Genomic DNA, 15,387 nt, shown 5'->3' with positions numbered 1-15,387 from the left:
GTTAATCTCCCCCGGACTCGCCGCACACGCGTGTGCCGGGGGTTTTCCGTTTCCGTCCTTCAGTCGTGCTCCATATCGGGGGGATTTCTGTCATGAGCCAGTCAGCTCCACCGCCGCAGTCGCCGCAGCCCGGTCCGGTCGACGGCAACCCGTACGCGCAGCAGGCCCCGGCCGGCGCGCCGTACCCGCCGCAGCCGGGCGCCCCCGTCGCCCCGGCGGGCGCTTTCGCCCCGCCTGCGCCGATCGCTCCGGCCCAGAACAACGTCGTCCTCGGCATCGTCGCCGCGGTCGTCGCCGCCGTGGTCGCGGCCGCGCTCTACGGCCTCGTCATCGGCGCCACCAAGCACGAGATCGGCTACGCGGCCGTCGGCGTCGGCTTCGTCGTCGGTCTCGCGGCCGGCAAGGCGGGCGGCCGCAACCCGGCGCTCCCCGTGGTGAGCGCGATCCTCGCGCTCGGCTCGGTGTACCTCGGCCAGCTGGTGGGCGAGGCCATGATCGGCGCCGACCAGTTGCACGTCGGCTTCAACGAGCTGTTCTTCCAGCACTTCGACGTGGTCCAGAAGGTCTGGAAGGACGACGCCGACCCGCTGACCTTCCTCTTCTTCGCCATCGCCGCGTTCGCCGCGTTCTCCGGCGCCAAGAAGGCCGCCGCGTAAGCCCTCCCGCAAGCGGCAGGGCCCGGCCACCTCGTCGGTGGCCGGGCCCTGTGCGTCGCACTGCTCCCGTGGGCGCGTCAGCGGCGGTGCTGGCTGTCCGCGACCGTCACCTCGACCCGCTGGAACTCCTTCAGCTCGCTGTAGCCGGTCGTGGCCATCGCGCGGCGCAGGGCACCGAAGAAGTTCATCGAGCCGTCGGGGGTGTGGGACGGGCCGGTGAGGATCTCCTCGATGGTGCCGACCGTGCCGAGGCCGACCTTCTTGCCGCGGGGCAGCTCGTCGTTGACCGCCTCCATGCCCCAGTGGTGGCCCTTGCCGGGCGCGTCCGTGGCGCGGGCCAGCGGGGAGCCCATCATCACCGCGTCGGCGCCGCAGGCGATCGCCTTGGGCAGGTCGCCGGACCAGCCGACGCCGCCGTCCGCGATCACGTGCACATACCGGCCGCCGGACTCGTCCATGTAGTCACGGCGGGCCGCGGCCACGTCGGCGACGGCCGTGGCCATCGGGACCTGGATGCCCAGCACATTCCGGGTGGTGTGGGCGGCGCCGCCGCCGAATCCGACCAGCACGCCGGCCGCGCCGGTGCGCATCAGGTGCAGGGCCGCCGTGTACGTGGCGCAGCCGCCGACGATCACCGGGACGTCCAGTTCGTAGATGAACTGCTTCAGGTTCAGCGGCTCGTGCGAGGACGACACGTGCTCCGCCGAGACCGTCGTACCTCGGATGACGAAGATGTCCACGCCCGCGTCCACGACCGCCTTGGAGAACTGGGCGGTGCGCTGCGGGGAGAGCGCCGCGGCCGTGACCACGCCGGAGTCCCGCACCTCCTTGATGCGCGCGCCGATCAGCTCCTCCTTGATGGGCGCCGCGTAGATCTCCTGGAGGCGGCGGGTCGCCTGGTCGGCGGGCAGCTCGGCGATCTCGTCCAGCAGCGGCTGCGGGTCCTCGTACCGCGTCCACAGGCCTTCGAGGTTGAGCACGCCGAGGCCGCCGAGCTCGCCGATGCGGATCGCGGTGGCCGGGGAGACCACGGAGTCCATGGGGGCGGCCAGGAACGGCAGCTCGAAGCGGTAGGCGTCGATCTGCCAGGCGATCGAGACCTCCTTCGGGTCCCGCGTACGGCGGCTGGGGACGACGGCGATGTCGTCGAAGGCGTACGCCCGGCGGCCGCGCTTGCCGCGCCCGATCTCGATCTCAGTCACGTCTCTAGGCCTTTCCCTATGCGTTGCAGCGCCTTCCAGTATCGCCGACGGGCACGGCACAAGCCCTCCGCGGGGACGAGAACGGCGGCCCCGGATGCTCCGGGACCGCCGCTGGACAGCCTTCACGCGCGCGTGGATGCGCGGTCGTGCTACCTGAGAGCTACCTCTTGCTGCTGTAGTTCGGCGCCTCGACCGTCATCTGGATGTCGTGCGGGTGGCTCTCCTTCAGGCCCGCCGAGGTGATCCGCACGAACCGGCCGTTCGCCTGCAGCTCGGGCACGGTCTTGCCGCCGACGTAGAACATCGACTGGCGCAGACCGCCGATCAGCTGGTGGACGACGGAGGACAGCGGGCCGCGGTAGGGCACCTGGCCCTCGATGCCCTCGGGGATCAGCTGCTCGTCGGAGGCGACGCCCTCCTGGAAGTAGCGGTCCTTGGAGAACGACTTGCGCTCGCCGCGGGACTGCATGGCGCCCAGCGAGCCCATGCCGCGGTACGACTTGAACTGCTTGCCGTTGATGAACAGCAGCTCGCCCGGGGACTCCTCACAGCCCGCGAGCAGCGAGCCCAGCATGACGGTGTCGGCACCCGCGACCAGGGCCTTGGCGATGTCGCCGGAGTACTGCAGACCGCCGTCGCCGATGACCGGGACCCCGGCCTCCTTGGCGGCGAGCGCGGCCTCGTAGATCGCGGTGACCTGCGGGACGCCGACGCCGGCGACCACGCGCGTGGTGCAGATCGAGCCGGGGCCCACGCCGACCTTGATGCCGTCGGCGCCCGCGTCGACCAGGGACTGGGCGCCGTCGCGCGTGGCGACGTTGCCGCCGATGACGTCGACGCCGGAGGAGTTCGACTTGATCTTGGCGATCATGTCGCCGACCAGCCTGGAGTGGCCGTGCGCGGTGTCCACGACGATGAAGTCGACACCGGCCTCGATCAGGGCCTGGGCGCGCTCGAAGGCGTCACCGGCGACACCGACCGCGGCACCGACCAGCAGGCGGCCCTCGGCGTCCTTGGCGGCGTTCGGGTACTGCTCGGCCTTGACGAAGTCCTTGACGGTGATCAGGCCCTTGAGGACGCCCTCGTCGTCGACCAGCGGCAGCTTCTCGATCTTGTGCTTGCGCAGCAGCTCCATGGCCTCCGGGCCGGAGATGCCGACCTTGCCGGTGACCAGCGGCATCGGGGTCATGACCTCGTGCACCCGGCGGCCGCGGTCGCTCTCGAAGGCCATGTCACGGTTGGTGACGATGCCGAGGAGCCGCTTGTCGCCGTCGGTCACCGGGACGCCGCTGATGCGGAACCGGGCGCACAGCGCGTCGGCCTCGGCGAGCGTGGCGTCCGGGTGGATGGTGATGGGGTCGGTGACCATGCCGGACTCGGAGCGCTTCACCAGGTCGACCTGGTTGGCCTGGTCCTCGATGGAGAGGTTGCGGTGCAGCACGCCGACCCCGCCCTGGCGGGCCATCGCGATCGCCATGCGGGACTCGGTCACCTTGTCCATGGCGGCGGACAGCAGCGGGATGTTGACCCGCACGTTCTTGGAGACGTACGAGGCGGTGTCGATCTCATCGGGTGCCATGTCCGACGGGCCCGGCAGCAGCAGCACGTCGTCGTAGGTCAGCCCGAGTGTCGCGAATTTTCCGGGCACTCCGTCGACGTTGGCAGTCATGACACCTTCCCCAAATGGCCTTGATCGGTGCGGATGTCCATGCTAACGGGAAGCATCGCTAGCAAATTCCACGGTACGGGGTGACTTCAGGCTTCGTATGTTCGTACGGAAGCCGAAGCATGCCTGTTCAACAAGGGGAGCTGCAGGGGCTCCGCACAAGGGTGTTACTGCTCGGCGAGCGCCCGCAGGCGGCTCAGCGCCCGGTGCTGGGCGACCCGGACCGCGCCGGGTGACATTCCCAACATCTGCCCGGTCTCCTCCGCGGTCAAGCCCACGGCGATGCGCAGCAGGAGCAGCTCGCGCTGGTTCTCCGGCAGGTTGGCGAGCAGCTTCTTGGCCCACTCGGCGTCGCTGCTGAGCAGGGCGCGCTCCTCGGGGCCGAGGGAGTCGTCCGGCCGCTCGGGCATTTCGTCGGACGGCACCGCGGTCGACCCCGGGTGGCGCATCGCGGCGCGCTGCAGGTCGGCGACCTTGTGGGAGGCGATGGCGAAGACGAACGCCTCGAAGGGGCGGCCGGTGTCGCGATAGCGGGGCAGCGCGAGCAGGACGGCGACGCAGACCTCCTGGGCGAGGTCCTCGACGAAGTGACGCGCGTCGCCGGGCAGCCGGGACAGCCGGGTTCGGCAGTAGCGCAGCGCCAGGGGGTGGACATGGGCGAGCAGATCGTGCGTGGCCTGCTCGTCCCCGTCGACGGCGCGATGGACGAGCGCACCGATCGCCCCATGGGCCGTGCCCGCCTCGTCGTCGCGCATCGGTCCATGGTGCCTTGTGGCCGTCCGGTCCGTCGCATTGTGCTCGTGGTTGTGCACCGAAGCGTTATGAGCAGGTGCGCCGGCACTCATCTCCTGCGCCCTCCCCTTCCGCTCGACCGACTCGTCCCCGAGAGACTCCACACCTCAAGGATGCGGCATCCGCGCCGAAACGAGCAGCGCTCGTCCGGCGGGCCGGCTTGCGCAACGTCCGCCGCGGCGGCCTGCGCAGTCGTGCGCCGGGGCGCCTGGTGCCTCGTCGGGTGGCGTGGACCACGGGTGTTGACGGAGTGGATCTCCGTACGCGCGCGTGGCCGACCCCCCGGCCGGCCGGCCGCCGCGCGGCTCCTCCCGTGTGACGGGCTCCACCCCGCGAGCGCCCCTCACGGCCGCGCCCACGGGCAACCGGAACACCCGTCATGGCACTTCACCGGCACCCACCTCCGCGTTGCGCTGGTACGGCGGGGGTGCCGAAGGGTGCGACCGTCCGCGTGGCGCGTGGGCGCCGCACGGAGGCTGGCCGGCCGTCCGGACGTCGCGCCCGCGGGGCTGGGCAGAACCCGCCCCACGGCAACGAAGCCGCAGGGCGATTCCACGCACGCGTGCGTGCCGCGCCCCGCAGGACGCCCCCCACACCAGGCACCACACGGCTGGGACGACGCACCGGCACGGCAGCTGAACCGAAGAGCGCCATCACCCGCGCCACGCACCGCACGACTGGGCAGAACCCGCCCCACGGCAACGAAGCCGCAGGGCGATTCCACGCACGCGTGCGTGCCGCCAGGGCGCGTCCCCGACGAGCGGGGTCGTCCAGCCCCGCGCAGGGCCAGGGCATGGTGCTCCGGTGCCCGAGCCCGGCGCGGTGCCGTACGTGCGTCGCGTTCCGGTCGACGGTCGGCCCGGGACTCCCCGAAAGGGCCGGTGAGACATCCCGCTGCTGCCCGGGGAGGCGGGTACGTGCCCTGCGCCGGGCACGTACCCGCCTGCCCCGCAGGGCTGGGCACTGCCTACCGGACCAGTCCCCAGCGGAAGCCGAGCGCCACCGCGTGGGCCCGGTCCGAGGCGCCGAGCTTCTTGAACAGGCGCCGCGCGTGCGTCTTGACGGTGTCCTCGGAGAGGAAGAGCTCGCGGCCGATCTCGGCGTTGGAGCGGCCGTGACTCATGCCCTCCAGGACCTGGATCTCACGCGCGGTGAGCGTGGGCGCGGCGCCCATCTCGGCCGAGCGGAGCCGGCGGGGGGCCAGCCGCCAGGTGGGGTCGGCGAGGGCCTGCGTCACCGTGGCGCGCAGCTCCGCGCGCGAGGCGTCCTTGTGCAGGTAGCCCCGGGCGCCGGCGGCGACCGCGAGGGCCACGCCGTCCAGGTCCTCGGCGACCGTGAGCATGATGATGCGCGCGCCGGGGTCGGCGGACAGCAGGCGGCGCACGGTCTCCACGCCGCCCAGGCCCGGCATGCGCACGTCCATAAGGATGAGATCGGAGCGGTCGGCGCCCCAGCGGCGGAGGACTTCCTCGCCGTTGGCCGCCGTCGTCACACGCTCGACACCGGGCACGGTCGCGACCGCGCGGCGGAGCGCTTCTCGGGCAAGCGGGGAGTCGTCGCAGACGAGGACGGATGTCATGACCGCCCTCCGCAGCTGATGCGCGTCACCTTGAGCCTCCAGGCTGGTACGGAATCGTCACCTGTGCGGTCGACCGTCTCGGACGCCTGCCCGAGCGCTTCTGTTTTCAACCGCCTCCGCACTCTCAACGACGGTCACTCGAAAGAGTTACGGGGCTACGTGCCGTCTTCGGCACTCTACGTGAGGGTCTCGTCACGGCGCAGACCTGGACATCAGACCCTCAACTTTTCATCACAACTATGCCCCGTTTGGCCGCTTTTCTTCCCGTTTTGAGGTGTCTGAGGCTAGATTCGCAATGAGTCATATTTTCATCTCCTTAGACCGGAGATGTACGGTCGTTGGCACCGTATCCGCTCAGAACGGCTACAAGGGGTCACGTAATGGCAGATTTCTCCCGCCTTCCCGGACCGAACGCGGACCTGTGGGACTGGCAGCTGCTGGCTGCCTGCCGCGGCGTGGACAGCTCGCTCTTCTTCCACCCCGAGGGCGAGCGCGGGGCGGCTCGGAGCGCTCGCGAGAACTCGGCCAAGGAGGTCTGCATGAGGTGCCCGGTCCGCGCGGAGTGCGCGGCGCACGCACTGGCGGTGCGCGAGCCGTACGGCGTGTGGGGCGGCCTGACCGAGGACGAGCGTGAGGAGTTGATGGGGCGCGCGCGCAACCGCCTGGTGACGGCTTCGACCGCCGGCGCGGACACCGCCCCGAACCACTGAAGGAACGTTTCAGCACCTACAGCCCGCTGGGTGCGCTCATTTCCACCACCCCAGGGCACGCTGCGTCACCACGTGCGTGCCCTTGACCCTGCCGAAGCCCCCTGCGGGGGCGTGTCTCCGGTCGCACCGCCGGACGGGATGGCCCGCCTCGCACGGACGGGATGCCCGCCTCGCCGGTCAGCCGCGCCCCGTCGCCCGGGCCAGTTGTTCCAGCGTCGCCGCCACGGCCGGCACCTGTGCCAGGTCGGGCAGGGTGAGGGCGACGATCTCCCGCCGTACCGCCGGTTCCAGCCGTACCGTGCGCACGCCCCTCGGCCGTACCGACTCCACCGCCAGCTGGGGCAGTACGGCGACGCCCAGGCCCGCGCCGACCAGGCCGACCACCGCGGGATAGTCGTCGGTGGCGAAGTCGATGCGCGGGGTGAAACCGGCCCCCTCGCACACCTCGACCAGCTGGCCGCGGCAGCGCGGGCAGCCCGCGATCCAGGGCTCCTGGGCCAGCTCTCCGATGGCGACGCTCTCCGCGCGCGCGAGGCGATGCCGCTCGGGCACCAGCGCTACCAGGCGGTCCATCAGCAGGGTCCGTACGACCAGGTCGTCCCAGTCCTCGGCGACGGCCGCGCCCTCGTAACGGAAGGCCAGGGCCAGGTCGCAGTCGCCCTCGCGCAGCAGCTCGACGGACCTCGGGGGCTCGGCCTCCTCCAGGGAGACACGGGTGCCGGGGTGGGCGGCGCGGAGGGCGGCCAGGGCGGTGGGGACCAGGGTGGAGCTGCCGCTGGGGAAGGAGACCAGCCGGACCCGGCCGGCCCGCAGCCCCGCGATCGCGGCGACCTCCTCCTCGGCCGCGGTGAGCCCCGCGAGGATGCCGGACGCGTGCCTGACGAGGGCTTCGCCGGCCTGGGTCAGGCGCATCTCGCGGCCGGTGCGGACCAGCAGCGGGGTCCCGACCGAGGTCTCCAGGGCCTTCATCTGCTGGCTGACGGCAGGCTGGGTGCAGCCGAGCTCACGCCCCGCCGCGGAGAAGGAACCGGTGGCGGCGACGGCGCGCAGGACACGGAGATGACGGGCCTCGATCACCGTTCGAGCATAAGGGCATCTTGGGGGTGGCGCGCAATATTCGCTCGACGCTTTGAGGTGTGGCCCCGTACCGTGCGGTCATGAAGCTTCTCTCGGTCAATCTGGGCCGCCCGCAGCCGGTGCCGTACACGGACCAGGCGGAGGGTGTGACAGGCATCGACAAGAAGCCGGCCGACGGGCCGGTGCGGGTGGCGGCGCCGGGCCCCAAGGGCGTCGGCGCGAGCGGGCTGGCCGGGGACGCGGTGTGCGAGCTGCGGCACCACGGCGGGGACGACCAGGCGGTGTACGCCTACGCGCGCGAGGACCTCGACGACTGGGAGCGCGAACTCGGCCGGTCGCTGGCCAACGGTTGCTTCGGCGAGAACCTGACGACGGACGGTCTAGACGTCTCCGGGGCGCTGGTCGGCGAGCGCTGGCGGATCGGTTCCGGGGTGGTGCTGGAGGTGACCTCGGGCCGGATCCCGTGCCGTACGTTCCAGGGCCATCTGGGCGAGCGCGGCTGGGTCAAGAGGTTCACACGGAAGGGCGCAACGGGTGCCTACCTCCGGGTGATCGAACCGGGTGAGATACGGGCGGGCGACCCGATCGAGATCGTGCACCGGCCGGACCACGGGGTGACGGCCGCGCTGCAGTTCCGAGCGGTCACCACCGAGCGGGAGCTGCTGCCGCGGCTGCTCGCGGCGGGCGAGGCACTGCACCCGGAGTCATTGGAGAAGGCCCGCAAGTACATGGCGGAGCAGCGGCGCTGAGCAGCCGTCAGCGATGCCCCGACGGTCCGCGCCGCCGACCGGGCCGACCGGGCCGACCAAGCCGACTGGCCGTTGAGTCCGTCCGGGAGGCCCGGCACGGCGGCCGTCAGCCGCGGACACGGCGGACCGAGCGGGGTTCGACCAGACCGGCCTGAAGGCCCCGCACAGCGCGAGCCGTCCGGCAACCGGAAGGCCCGACGCAGGGCATCCGCCAACCGGGCGGCCCGTCACAGACCAGGGCGCACCCGCCGACCCAGAGACCCGCACAGACCGAGGCCCGCCCGCCGACCGAGAAGCCCCGCGCAGGGCAGAGCATCCGGCAACCGGAAGGCCCGACGCAGAGCGCCCACCAACCGGGCGGCCCGTCACAGACCAGGGCGCACCCGCCGACCCAGAGACCCGCACAGACCGAGGCCCGCCCGCCGACCGAGAAGCCCCGCAGAGCGCAAGGCCCCCGTCATACCGGCGCAAAGCAGGCGCCCCGCATCGGCCCCGCCCTGCCAGGGCCCCGCACACACTGTCGTACGGGCGGTCACCGAACCCATACCGTCCAACTCCCCTGTCCGAGGGGAGCGGACGCGCTCGCTCCGGGTCAATACCCTTGGGCCATGACAACGGCTCTGATTACGGGATCGACCGCGGGGATCGGTGCCGCGTTCGCGCGGCGGCTGGCGGCAGACGGGCACGACCTCGTCCTGGTGGCCCGGGACACCAAGAGGCTGCACGAACAGGCGACCGAACTGCACGACCGGCACGGCATCGAGGTGGAGGTGCTGACCGCCGACCTGTCCGAGGACAAGGGCATCGAGACGGTGGCCGGCCGCCTCGGCGACCGGAAGAACCCGGTCGACCTGCTGGTCAACAACGCCGGCTTCGGCAACAAGGGCCGCTATCTCGAGGTGCCCATGGCCGACGAGCTCAAGATGCTCAAGGTGCACTGCGAGGCGGTGCTCCGGCTGACGTCGGCGGCGACCGAGGCGATGCGCGAGCGGGGCCGGGGCGGAGTCGTCAACGTCGCCTCCGTGGCCGCCTTCGTGCCCCGGGGCACCTACGGCGCCTCCAAGGCCTGGGTCGTGCAGTTCACGCAGGGCGCGGCGAAGGACCTGGCCGGCAGCGGCGTCCGCCTGATGGCCCTGTGCCCCGGCTTCGTGCGCACCGAGTTCCACCAGCGGGCCGGGATGGGCACGGACAACATCCCCGGCTGGATGTGGCTGGACGCCGACAAACTGGTCGCGGCGGCCCTGTCCGACCTGGCCCGCGGCAAGACCCTGTCGATCCCCGACCCCCGCTACAAGGCACTGATGGGCCTGGTGAAGGTCACCCCGCGGGGGCTGCTGGGCGGGATCACGTCGAAGACGGGGCGGAAGTACGGGCCGCAGTAGCCACGGCCCTGGCCTCGACAGGCGCCGCCCGTCCGGCCACCAGCCATGCTGCAGAGCCAGAGCCAGGTGCACCCTCGCCCGGGGCCCCGTCACGGTCCGGGCGAGGGTCAGATGTGCCCTGGCCGCCTCTGCCGAGCCAGGTGTTCCGCCTGGGCCGTGGCCTGCCGGACAAGCCCGGGACTCTCTCCGAGCGCCTCCCCCGAGCATGCATGACGTCATAGTGGCAAAGGACGGCATGCGGTCGGCCCGGATATGCGCATCACAGAGCGCTAAGCGACAAAAACCTGCAAGTGGGACAATTGTGCCGTCCTATCCAAGCGAAGGGAGCCGGGAGGCGGCGTCATGACCTTCGTACAGCTCATCGAGTGCAGGACAAGCCGGCTGGACGAGATGAACCGGCTCATGGACGACTGGGTCGCGCAGACCAAGGGGAAACGGACGGCGACGCACGCGCTGGTCGGGAAGGACCGTTCGGACGCGTCGCACATCGTCGAAGTGGTGGAGTTCCCGTCGTACGAGGACGCGATGCGGAACTCGAAGCTGCCGGAGACCGACAAGATCTTCCAGGGGATGGTCGCCCTGTGCGACGAGGTGCCGACGTTCATCGATCTGGACGTCGTACGGGACGAGCGGCTGGCCGAGGACACGGTACGGCGGTTCTACGCGGCGCTGCAGTCCTCCGGCGAACTACTGCCGCTCAACGACCTGCTGGACGAGGACATCCACAGCCACGATCCGGTGAACCCGCAGGACACCATCGGGCTGGACAACGCCCGCAGCGAATTCCGGATGTGGCGCGGGGGCTTCGACTTCACGTTCACGGTCGAGGACGTGTTCACCCAGGGCGACCGGGCCTGCGCCCGGTGGACCTGGAACGCCACGCACAACGGCGACTTCCTCGGCATCCCGCCCACCGGCAGGCAGGTCACCATGACCGGGATGACACTGTTCCGCCTCACGGACGACGGCAAGATCGCCGAGATATGGTGGCAGCACGACCAGCTGGGGCTGATGCAACAGCTGGGGGCACTGGACGAGTTGGAGCAATAGAAGGCACCCACCCAGATGCCCCGACTGTCCACGTGACCGAGCCGCGCGCCGACGACGCGACGGAGCAACGTCGATCGCCCCTCGCCCCGCCTCAGCTCCTCGGCGATGCTCGCCGTGTCTCCAGTAGCGGGCATTCGCCAGTCCGTCTCGATCCCCGCCTCCGGGGCAAACGCACGGTGCCCAGCCCCCCGTAGGGAACTGGGCACCGTCGGCTCAGCGCAGCGCTCAGTGGGCGTGGCCGTGGCCGTGGCCCGCGGCGGCCGGCTCTTCCTCTTCCTTCTTCTCGACGACCAGGGTCTCGGTCGTGAGCAGCAGGGAGGCGATGGAGGCGGCGTTCTCCAGGGCGGAGCGGGTGACCTTGACCGGGTCGATGACGCCGGCCTTGATCAGGTCGCCGTACTCGCCGGTGGCGGCGTTGTAGCCCTGACCCTTCTCCAGGTCCTTGACCTTGGAGACGATGACGTAGCCCTCCTGGCCGGCGTTCTCGCCGATCCAGCGCAGCGGCTCGACCACGGCGTTGCGGACGACCGCGACACCGGTGGCCTCGTCGCCGGCCATGCCGAGGTTGCCCTCGAGGACCTTGGCGGCGTGCACCAGAGCGGAGCCACCACCGGAGACGATGCCCTCCTCGACCGCGGCGCGGGTCGCGGAGATGGCGTCCTCCAGACGGTGCTTCTTCTCCTTCAGCTCCACCTCGGTGGCGGCGCCGACCTTGATCACGCACACGCCGCCGGCCAGCTTGGCGAGGCGCTCCTGGAGCTTCTCGCGGTCCCAGTCGGAGTCGGTGTTCTCGATCTCGGCCTTGATCTGGGCGACGCGGCCGTGGATGTCCTCGGACTTGCCGGCGCCGTCGACGATCGTGGTGTCGTCCTTGGTGACGGTGACACGGCGGGCGGAGCCCAGCACGTCCAGGCCGACCTGGTCGAGCTTGAGGCCGACCTCCTCGGAGATGACGGTGGCGCCGGTGAGGATCGCCATGTCCTGCAGCATCGCCTTGCGGCGGTCACCGAAGCCGGGAGCCTTCACCGCGACGGCGTTGAAGGTGCCGCGGATCTTGTTGACGACCAGGGTCGACAGGGCCTCGCCCTCGACGTCCTCGGCGATGATCAGCAGCGGCTTGGAGGCGCCGGCCTGGATGACCTTCTCCAGCAGCGGCAGCAGGTCCTGGATGGAGCTGATCTTGCCCTGGTTGATGAGGATGTACGGGTCGTCGAGGACGGCCTCCATGCGCTCCTGGTCCGTCACGAAGTACGGCGACAGGTAGCCCTTGTCGAAGGCCATGCCCTCGGTGAAGTCCAGCTCCAGACCGAAGGTGTTGGACTCCTCGACGGTGATGACACCGTCCTTGCCGACCTTGTCCATCGCCTCGGCGATGAGCTCGCCGACCTGCTGGTCCTGGGCGGACAGCGCGGCGACGGCGGCGATGTCGGACTTCTCGTCGATCGGGCGGGCCGAAGCGAGCAGGTCCTCGGAGACGGCGGCGACGGCCGCGTCGATGCCCTTCTTCAGGGCGGCCGGGGAGGCGCCGGCGGCAACGTTCTTCAGACCCTCGCGCACCAGCGCCTGGGCCAGCACGGTGGCGGTGGTGGTGCCGTCACCAGCGATGTCGTTGGTCTTGGTCGCCACCTCCTTCACCAGCTGCGCGCCGAGGTTCTCGTACGGGTCCTCGATCTCGATCTCACGGGCGATCGTGACACCGTCGTTGGTGATGGTGGGGGCGCCGAACTTCTTGTCGATCACGACGTTGCGGCCCTTCGGGCCGATCGTCACCTTCACCGTGTCGGCCAGCTTGTTGACGCCGCGCTCGAGGGCGCGACGGGCGTCCTCGTCGAACTTCAGGATCTTCGCCATGACAGCGGGAGCCCTCTCGGAAATCTGTGGGTGAAAGACGAACTGCGCCCCGGGCGCCCGGCTTCGTTATCGGTCGCGGGGGCCAGGGGCGCAGCTCGAAAGCAATGGATTGCTTAGAGGTGGACTACTTCTCGATGATCGCGAGCACGTCGCGAGCCGAGAGGACGAGGTACTCCTCGCCGTTGTACTTCACCTCGGTGCCGCCGTACTTGCTGTACAGGACGACGTCGCCGACCTTGACGTCGAGCGGAAGGCGCTCGCCGTTCTCGAACCGGCCCGGGCCCACGGCGAGGACGGCGCCCTCCTGGGGCTTCTCCTTCGCGGTGTCCGGGATGACCAGGCCAGAGGCCGTGGTCTGCTCGGCGTCCAGCGGCTGGACCACGATGCGGTCCTCGAGCGGCTTGATGGCAACCTTGGAGCTGGCGGTCGTCACGATCCGACCTCCCCCTTCGGAGATCTCACGGGGTTAACTGTCTGAGGTGGCGACCAGGTCGATCCGTCGTCGCGGGTGCCGGACCTGCCCGTCGCTTTGTTGGCACTCTCACCTGCGGAGTGCCAGAGCCGAGACTATGACCGGGGTTAGCACTCGGTCAAGCGGAGTGCCAATGCCGTGCGGCGCGTCGGCCGGATCTTTGTCAGCGCCGGGGTTGTTCGGTGGGCCGGTGTTGTCCTGCCGTCCTGGGGGCTGCCGCCCCCAGGACGGCCACTGTCGGGCCTGCCGGGCGGTCCTCGTCCTCAAACGCCGGACGGGCTGATTGATCCCGGCCGGCGCCTATCAGTCCAGGTAGTCCTCCAGCCGCCCCACCGTCAGCCCCCTCTGCTGCACCCTGCGCAGCACCCGCGCCGTGCGCTCCCGCAGGCTCGGCCCCGTCGTCTCGTCCGGGCCGACCAGGATGATGTCGCCGGGGCGCAGGTGGTGTTCACCGTGGATGTAGACGAGGTCGGTCGGGGTCATCGCGGCGCGCCACAGGACGACCGTGGAGATGCCGCAGCCGGCCGCCGCACGCAGGGTGGTGGTGTCGTACGCGCCGTACGGCGGGCGGAACAGGCGGGGGCGCAGGCCGAGGCGGGATCTGAGCCGGTCCTGCTGGCCGCAGATCTCGGCGCGCTGTCCGGCGTACGGCAGTCCGGCGAGCGCGCGGTGGTCGAGGGTGTGGTTCTGGATGCCGGCGCCGAGCCGGTGCAGACGGGCGAAGTGGCCGTAGGCGGGGCCGGCGATGCTGTCGGTGAGGAACATGCTGACCGGCAGTCGCAGTTCGCGGACCATGTCGACGAAGCGGGGGTCCTTCTCGGCGCCGTCGTCGTAGGTGAGGAACACGACCCGGTCGTGGGTGGGGACGTGGTCCACGACGCCGGGCAGGGCGCGGCCACCGCGCTGCGGGGTGAGGACGAGGGCGCGGGCGGCGGGCCGCGGCGGGCGGGCGAGGGGCTCGGTCAGGCCCCAGCGGCGGTAGGTCCGGTCGGGGCCCGGCCCGGGCGGGTGCACTCCTTCGGCGGCCTTCCTGCCCAGGCGTTCGATGGGGTCGACGGACTGGGCGCAGCCGGTGAGGAGGAGGGCCGCGGCGAGGAGCGCCACGGCGTACCGGCCCGGGCGGCACCGCCGGGGGCCCGCTCCCCGGTACCCCGCCCCCGGCCTCACAGGTAGTCCTCCAGGCGGGCCACGGCGTAGCCCTCGCGGGTGACCTTGTTCAGGAAGCGGCGCATGTCGTCGACCATCGTGCCGTTCCAGTCGGAGCGGCCGCGGAAGTGGGTGAGGACGATGTCGCCGCGGCGCATCTTCTGGTCGTCCTCGCGGTACTCCCAGTGGTCGACGTAGACCTCCTCGTTCCAGATCGGCGCGTATCTGATGCCGCAGGCCTTGGCGGCGCGCAGGGTGTCCTGGTTGTAGTTGCCGTAGGGGGGCCGGAAGACCGTCGGGCGGCTGCCGAACCGCTTCTTCATGATGTCCTGCATGCCGCAGATCTCGGCCTTCTGCTCCTCGTAGGACAGACCTGGCAGATAGCGGTGGTGCAGGGTGTGGTTGTCGAGGGTGTGGCCGTAGGACTGCATCCTGCGGAAGTAGCCGTAGTCGTCCTTGATCAGGTAGTCGCTGAGGAAGGCGGTGTACGGGACCTTCAGCTCCTGCATCATCCGCAGGAAGCCGGGGTCCTTCTCGGAGCCGTCGTCGATGGTGAGGAAGACGATCTTCTGCCTGGTGGGGATCGTGGTGAAGACGGGGGGCAGGTCCCAGTCGTCCTGGTGGCTCACCTCGAAACCGGCCCGCGCGGTGATCTCCGGTTTCGTCCTGGGCGGCGGCGGTGGCGTCAGCGGGGCCTCCGCCAGCCCCCAGCGTCTGGCCGCCGCGACCAGGCGGGCGTGTTCGACGGCCTGGCGGGCCTGGGGGCTCAGGGCCTGTGCGGGGCCGCCCCGGCCGGACGCGGGGCGGGTCACGCCGGGGCCGGCCTGGCTGGACGGGGGGCGGGTCGTGTCGGGCCCGGCACAGCTGGACAGAACGGCGGAACAGGCCAGCGCGGCGGCTCCGCAACCGAGGAGCAGACATCCGCGGCGAGCCCGGTTCTTATCGTTTTGTACGACAGCGCGCATGACGCCGGATCCTCCCAGGACGGCGCCCGGAGCCCGGGCCGACACCGCCGCCGGAGGCGCACGATCCATCGACTGGCCCACAATGACCCG

At 70.8% G+C, this 15,387-nt stretch carries 14 protein-coding genes; 5 read left to right on the top strand and 9 right to left on the bottom strand.

Translation table 11 applies throughout. From position 1 onward, the window contains the following. Positions 1 to 92: 92 nt before the first annotated feature. The gene (locus tag ACZ5NH_RS24575; RefSeq protein ID WP_468778082.1) at positions 93 to 656 is read left to right on the top strand and encodes a hypothetical protein; all 564 of its coding nucleotides are present in this window, start codon (positions 93 to 95) and stop codon (positions 654 to 656) included. A gap of 77 nt (positions 657 to 733) precedes the next feature. Here the strand turns inward: ACZ5NH_RS24575 and ACZ5NH_RS24570 are convergent, their stop codons facing one another. From ACZ5NH_RS24570 to ACZ5NH_RS24555, 4 genes are all read right to left on the bottom strand, one after another. After that, the gene (locus ACZ5NH_RS24570) at positions 734 to 1,858 is read right to left on the bottom strand and encodes a GuaB3 family IMP dehydrogenase-related protein (RefSeq protein ID WP_388619735.1); all 1,125 of its coding nucleotides are present in this window, start codon (positions 1,856 to 1,858) and stop codon (positions 734 to 736) included. Between the two features lie 160 nt (positions 1,859 to 2,018). Next, on the bottom strand, positions 2,019 to 3,527 hold the full coding sequence (guaB, locus tag ACZ5NH_RS24565) for an IMP dehydrogenase (RefSeq protein WP_388619732.1): 1,509 nt from the start codon (positions 3,525 to 3,527) through the stop codon (positions 2,019 to 2,021). A gap of 164 nt (positions 3,528 to 3,691) precedes the next feature. Beyond that, entirely contained in the window at positions 3,692 to 4,279 is a 588-nt protein-coding gene (locus ACZ5NH_RS24560) for a sigma-70 family RNA polymerase sigma factor (RefSeq protein ID WP_030641278.1), read from the bottom strand. Positions 4,280 to 5,283: 1,004 nt separating this feature from the next. Beyond that, complete coding sequence (locus ACZ5NH_RS24555; protein WP_003948568.1) at positions 5,284 to 5,895, bottom strand: response regulator transcription factor; 612 nt, start codon at positions 5,893 to 5,895, stop codon at positions 5,284 to 5,286. Positions 5,896 to 6,275: 380 nt separating this feature from the next. Here ACZ5NH_RS24555 and ACZ5NH_RS24550 point away from each other — a divergent pair, with 380 nt between their 5' ends. Beyond that, the gene (locus ACZ5NH_RS24550; RefSeq protein WP_388619730.1) at positions 6,276 to 6,605 is read left to right on the top strand and encodes a WhiB family transcriptional regulator; all 330 of its coding nucleotides are present in this window, start codon (positions 6,276 to 6,278) and stop codon (positions 6,603 to 6,605) included. A 177-nt stretch (positions 6,606 to 6,782) separates the two neighbouring features. On the opposite strand, the gene ACZ5NH_RS24545 is transcribed toward ACZ5NH_RS24550, so the two are convergent. Beyond that, positions 6,783 to 7,682 (bottom strand): LysR family transcriptional regulator, encoded by a 900-nt coding sequence (locus tag ACZ5NH_RS24545; RefSeq protein WP_388619727.1) that lies wholly within the window; start codon positions 7,680 to 7,682, stop codon positions 6,783 to 6,785. An 80-nt stretch (positions 7,683 to 7,762) separates the two neighbouring features. Here ACZ5NH_RS24545 and ACZ5NH_RS24540 point away from each other — a divergent pair, with 80 nt between their 5' ends. The 3 genes from ACZ5NH_RS24540 to ACZ5NH_RS24530 all read left to right on the top strand — a co-directional run bounded on the left by ACZ5NH_RS24540 (position 7,763) and on the right by ACZ5NH_RS24530 (position 10,863). Beyond that, positions 7,763 to 8,431 (top strand): MOSC domain-containing protein, encoded by a 669-nt coding sequence (locus tag ACZ5NH_RS24540; protein ID WP_468778079.1) that lies wholly within the window; start codon positions 7,763 to 7,765, stop codon positions 8,429 to 8,431. Between the two features lie 608 nt (positions 8,432 to 9,039). Further along, a complete protein-coding gene (locus ACZ5NH_RS24535) occupies positions 9,040 to 9,813 on the top strand; it encodes an SDR family NAD(P)-dependent oxidoreductase (RefSeq protein WP_388619723.1) in 774 nt (257 codons plus the stop codon). Between the two features lie 342 nt (positions 9,814 to 10,155). Beyond that, a complete protein-coding gene (locus tag ACZ5NH_RS24530; RefSeq protein ID WP_468778077.1) occupies positions 10,156 to 10,863 on the top strand; it encodes an ester cyclase in 708 nt (235 codons plus the stop codon). A gap of 225 nt (positions 10,864 to 11,088) precedes the next feature. Here the strand turns inward: ACZ5NH_RS24530 and groL are convergent, their stop codons facing one another. The 4 genes from groL to ACZ5NH_RS24510 all read right to left on the bottom strand — a co-directional run bounded on the left by groL (position 11,089) and on the right by ACZ5NH_RS24510 (position 15,297). Further along, the gene (gene groL / locus ACZ5NH_RS24525) at positions 11,089 to 12,714 is read right to left on the bottom strand and encodes a chaperonin GroEL (RefSeq protein WP_468778076.1); all 1,626 of its coding nucleotides are present in this window, start codon (positions 12,712 to 12,714) and stop codon (positions 11,089 to 11,091) included. A gap of 124 nt (positions 12,715 to 12,838) precedes the next feature. Beyond that, positions 12,839 to 13,147, bottom strand: coding sequence for a co-chaperone GroES (gene groES, locus ACZ5NH_RS24520; RefSeq protein WP_039652762.1), 309 nt, complete (start codon positions 13,145 to 13,147; stop codon positions 12,839 to 12,841). Positions 13,148 to 13,489: 342 nt separating this feature from the next. Further along, positions 13,490 to 14,290: a polysaccharide deacetylase family protein gene (locus ACZ5NH_RS24515; protein WP_468778074.1), complete on the bottom strand. Its 801-nt coding sequence runs from the start codon at positions 14,288 to 14,290 to the stop codon at positions 13,490 to 13,492. Between the two features lie 59 nt (positions 14,291 to 14,349). Further along, positions 14,350 to 15,297: a polysaccharide deacetylase family protein gene (locus tag ACZ5NH_RS24510; protein ID WP_468778072.1), complete on the bottom strand. Its 948-nt coding sequence runs from the start codon at positions 15,295 to 15,297 to the stop codon at positions 14,350 to 14,352. Between the last annotated feature and the right edge of the window lie 90 nt (positions 15,298 to 15,387).

This window comes from Streptomyces sp. NPDC031426 (genome assembly GCF_055581585.1).
Note: the sequence above shows the minus strand (reverse complement) of the source record. Positions and strands in the feature narration are given on the sequence as shown.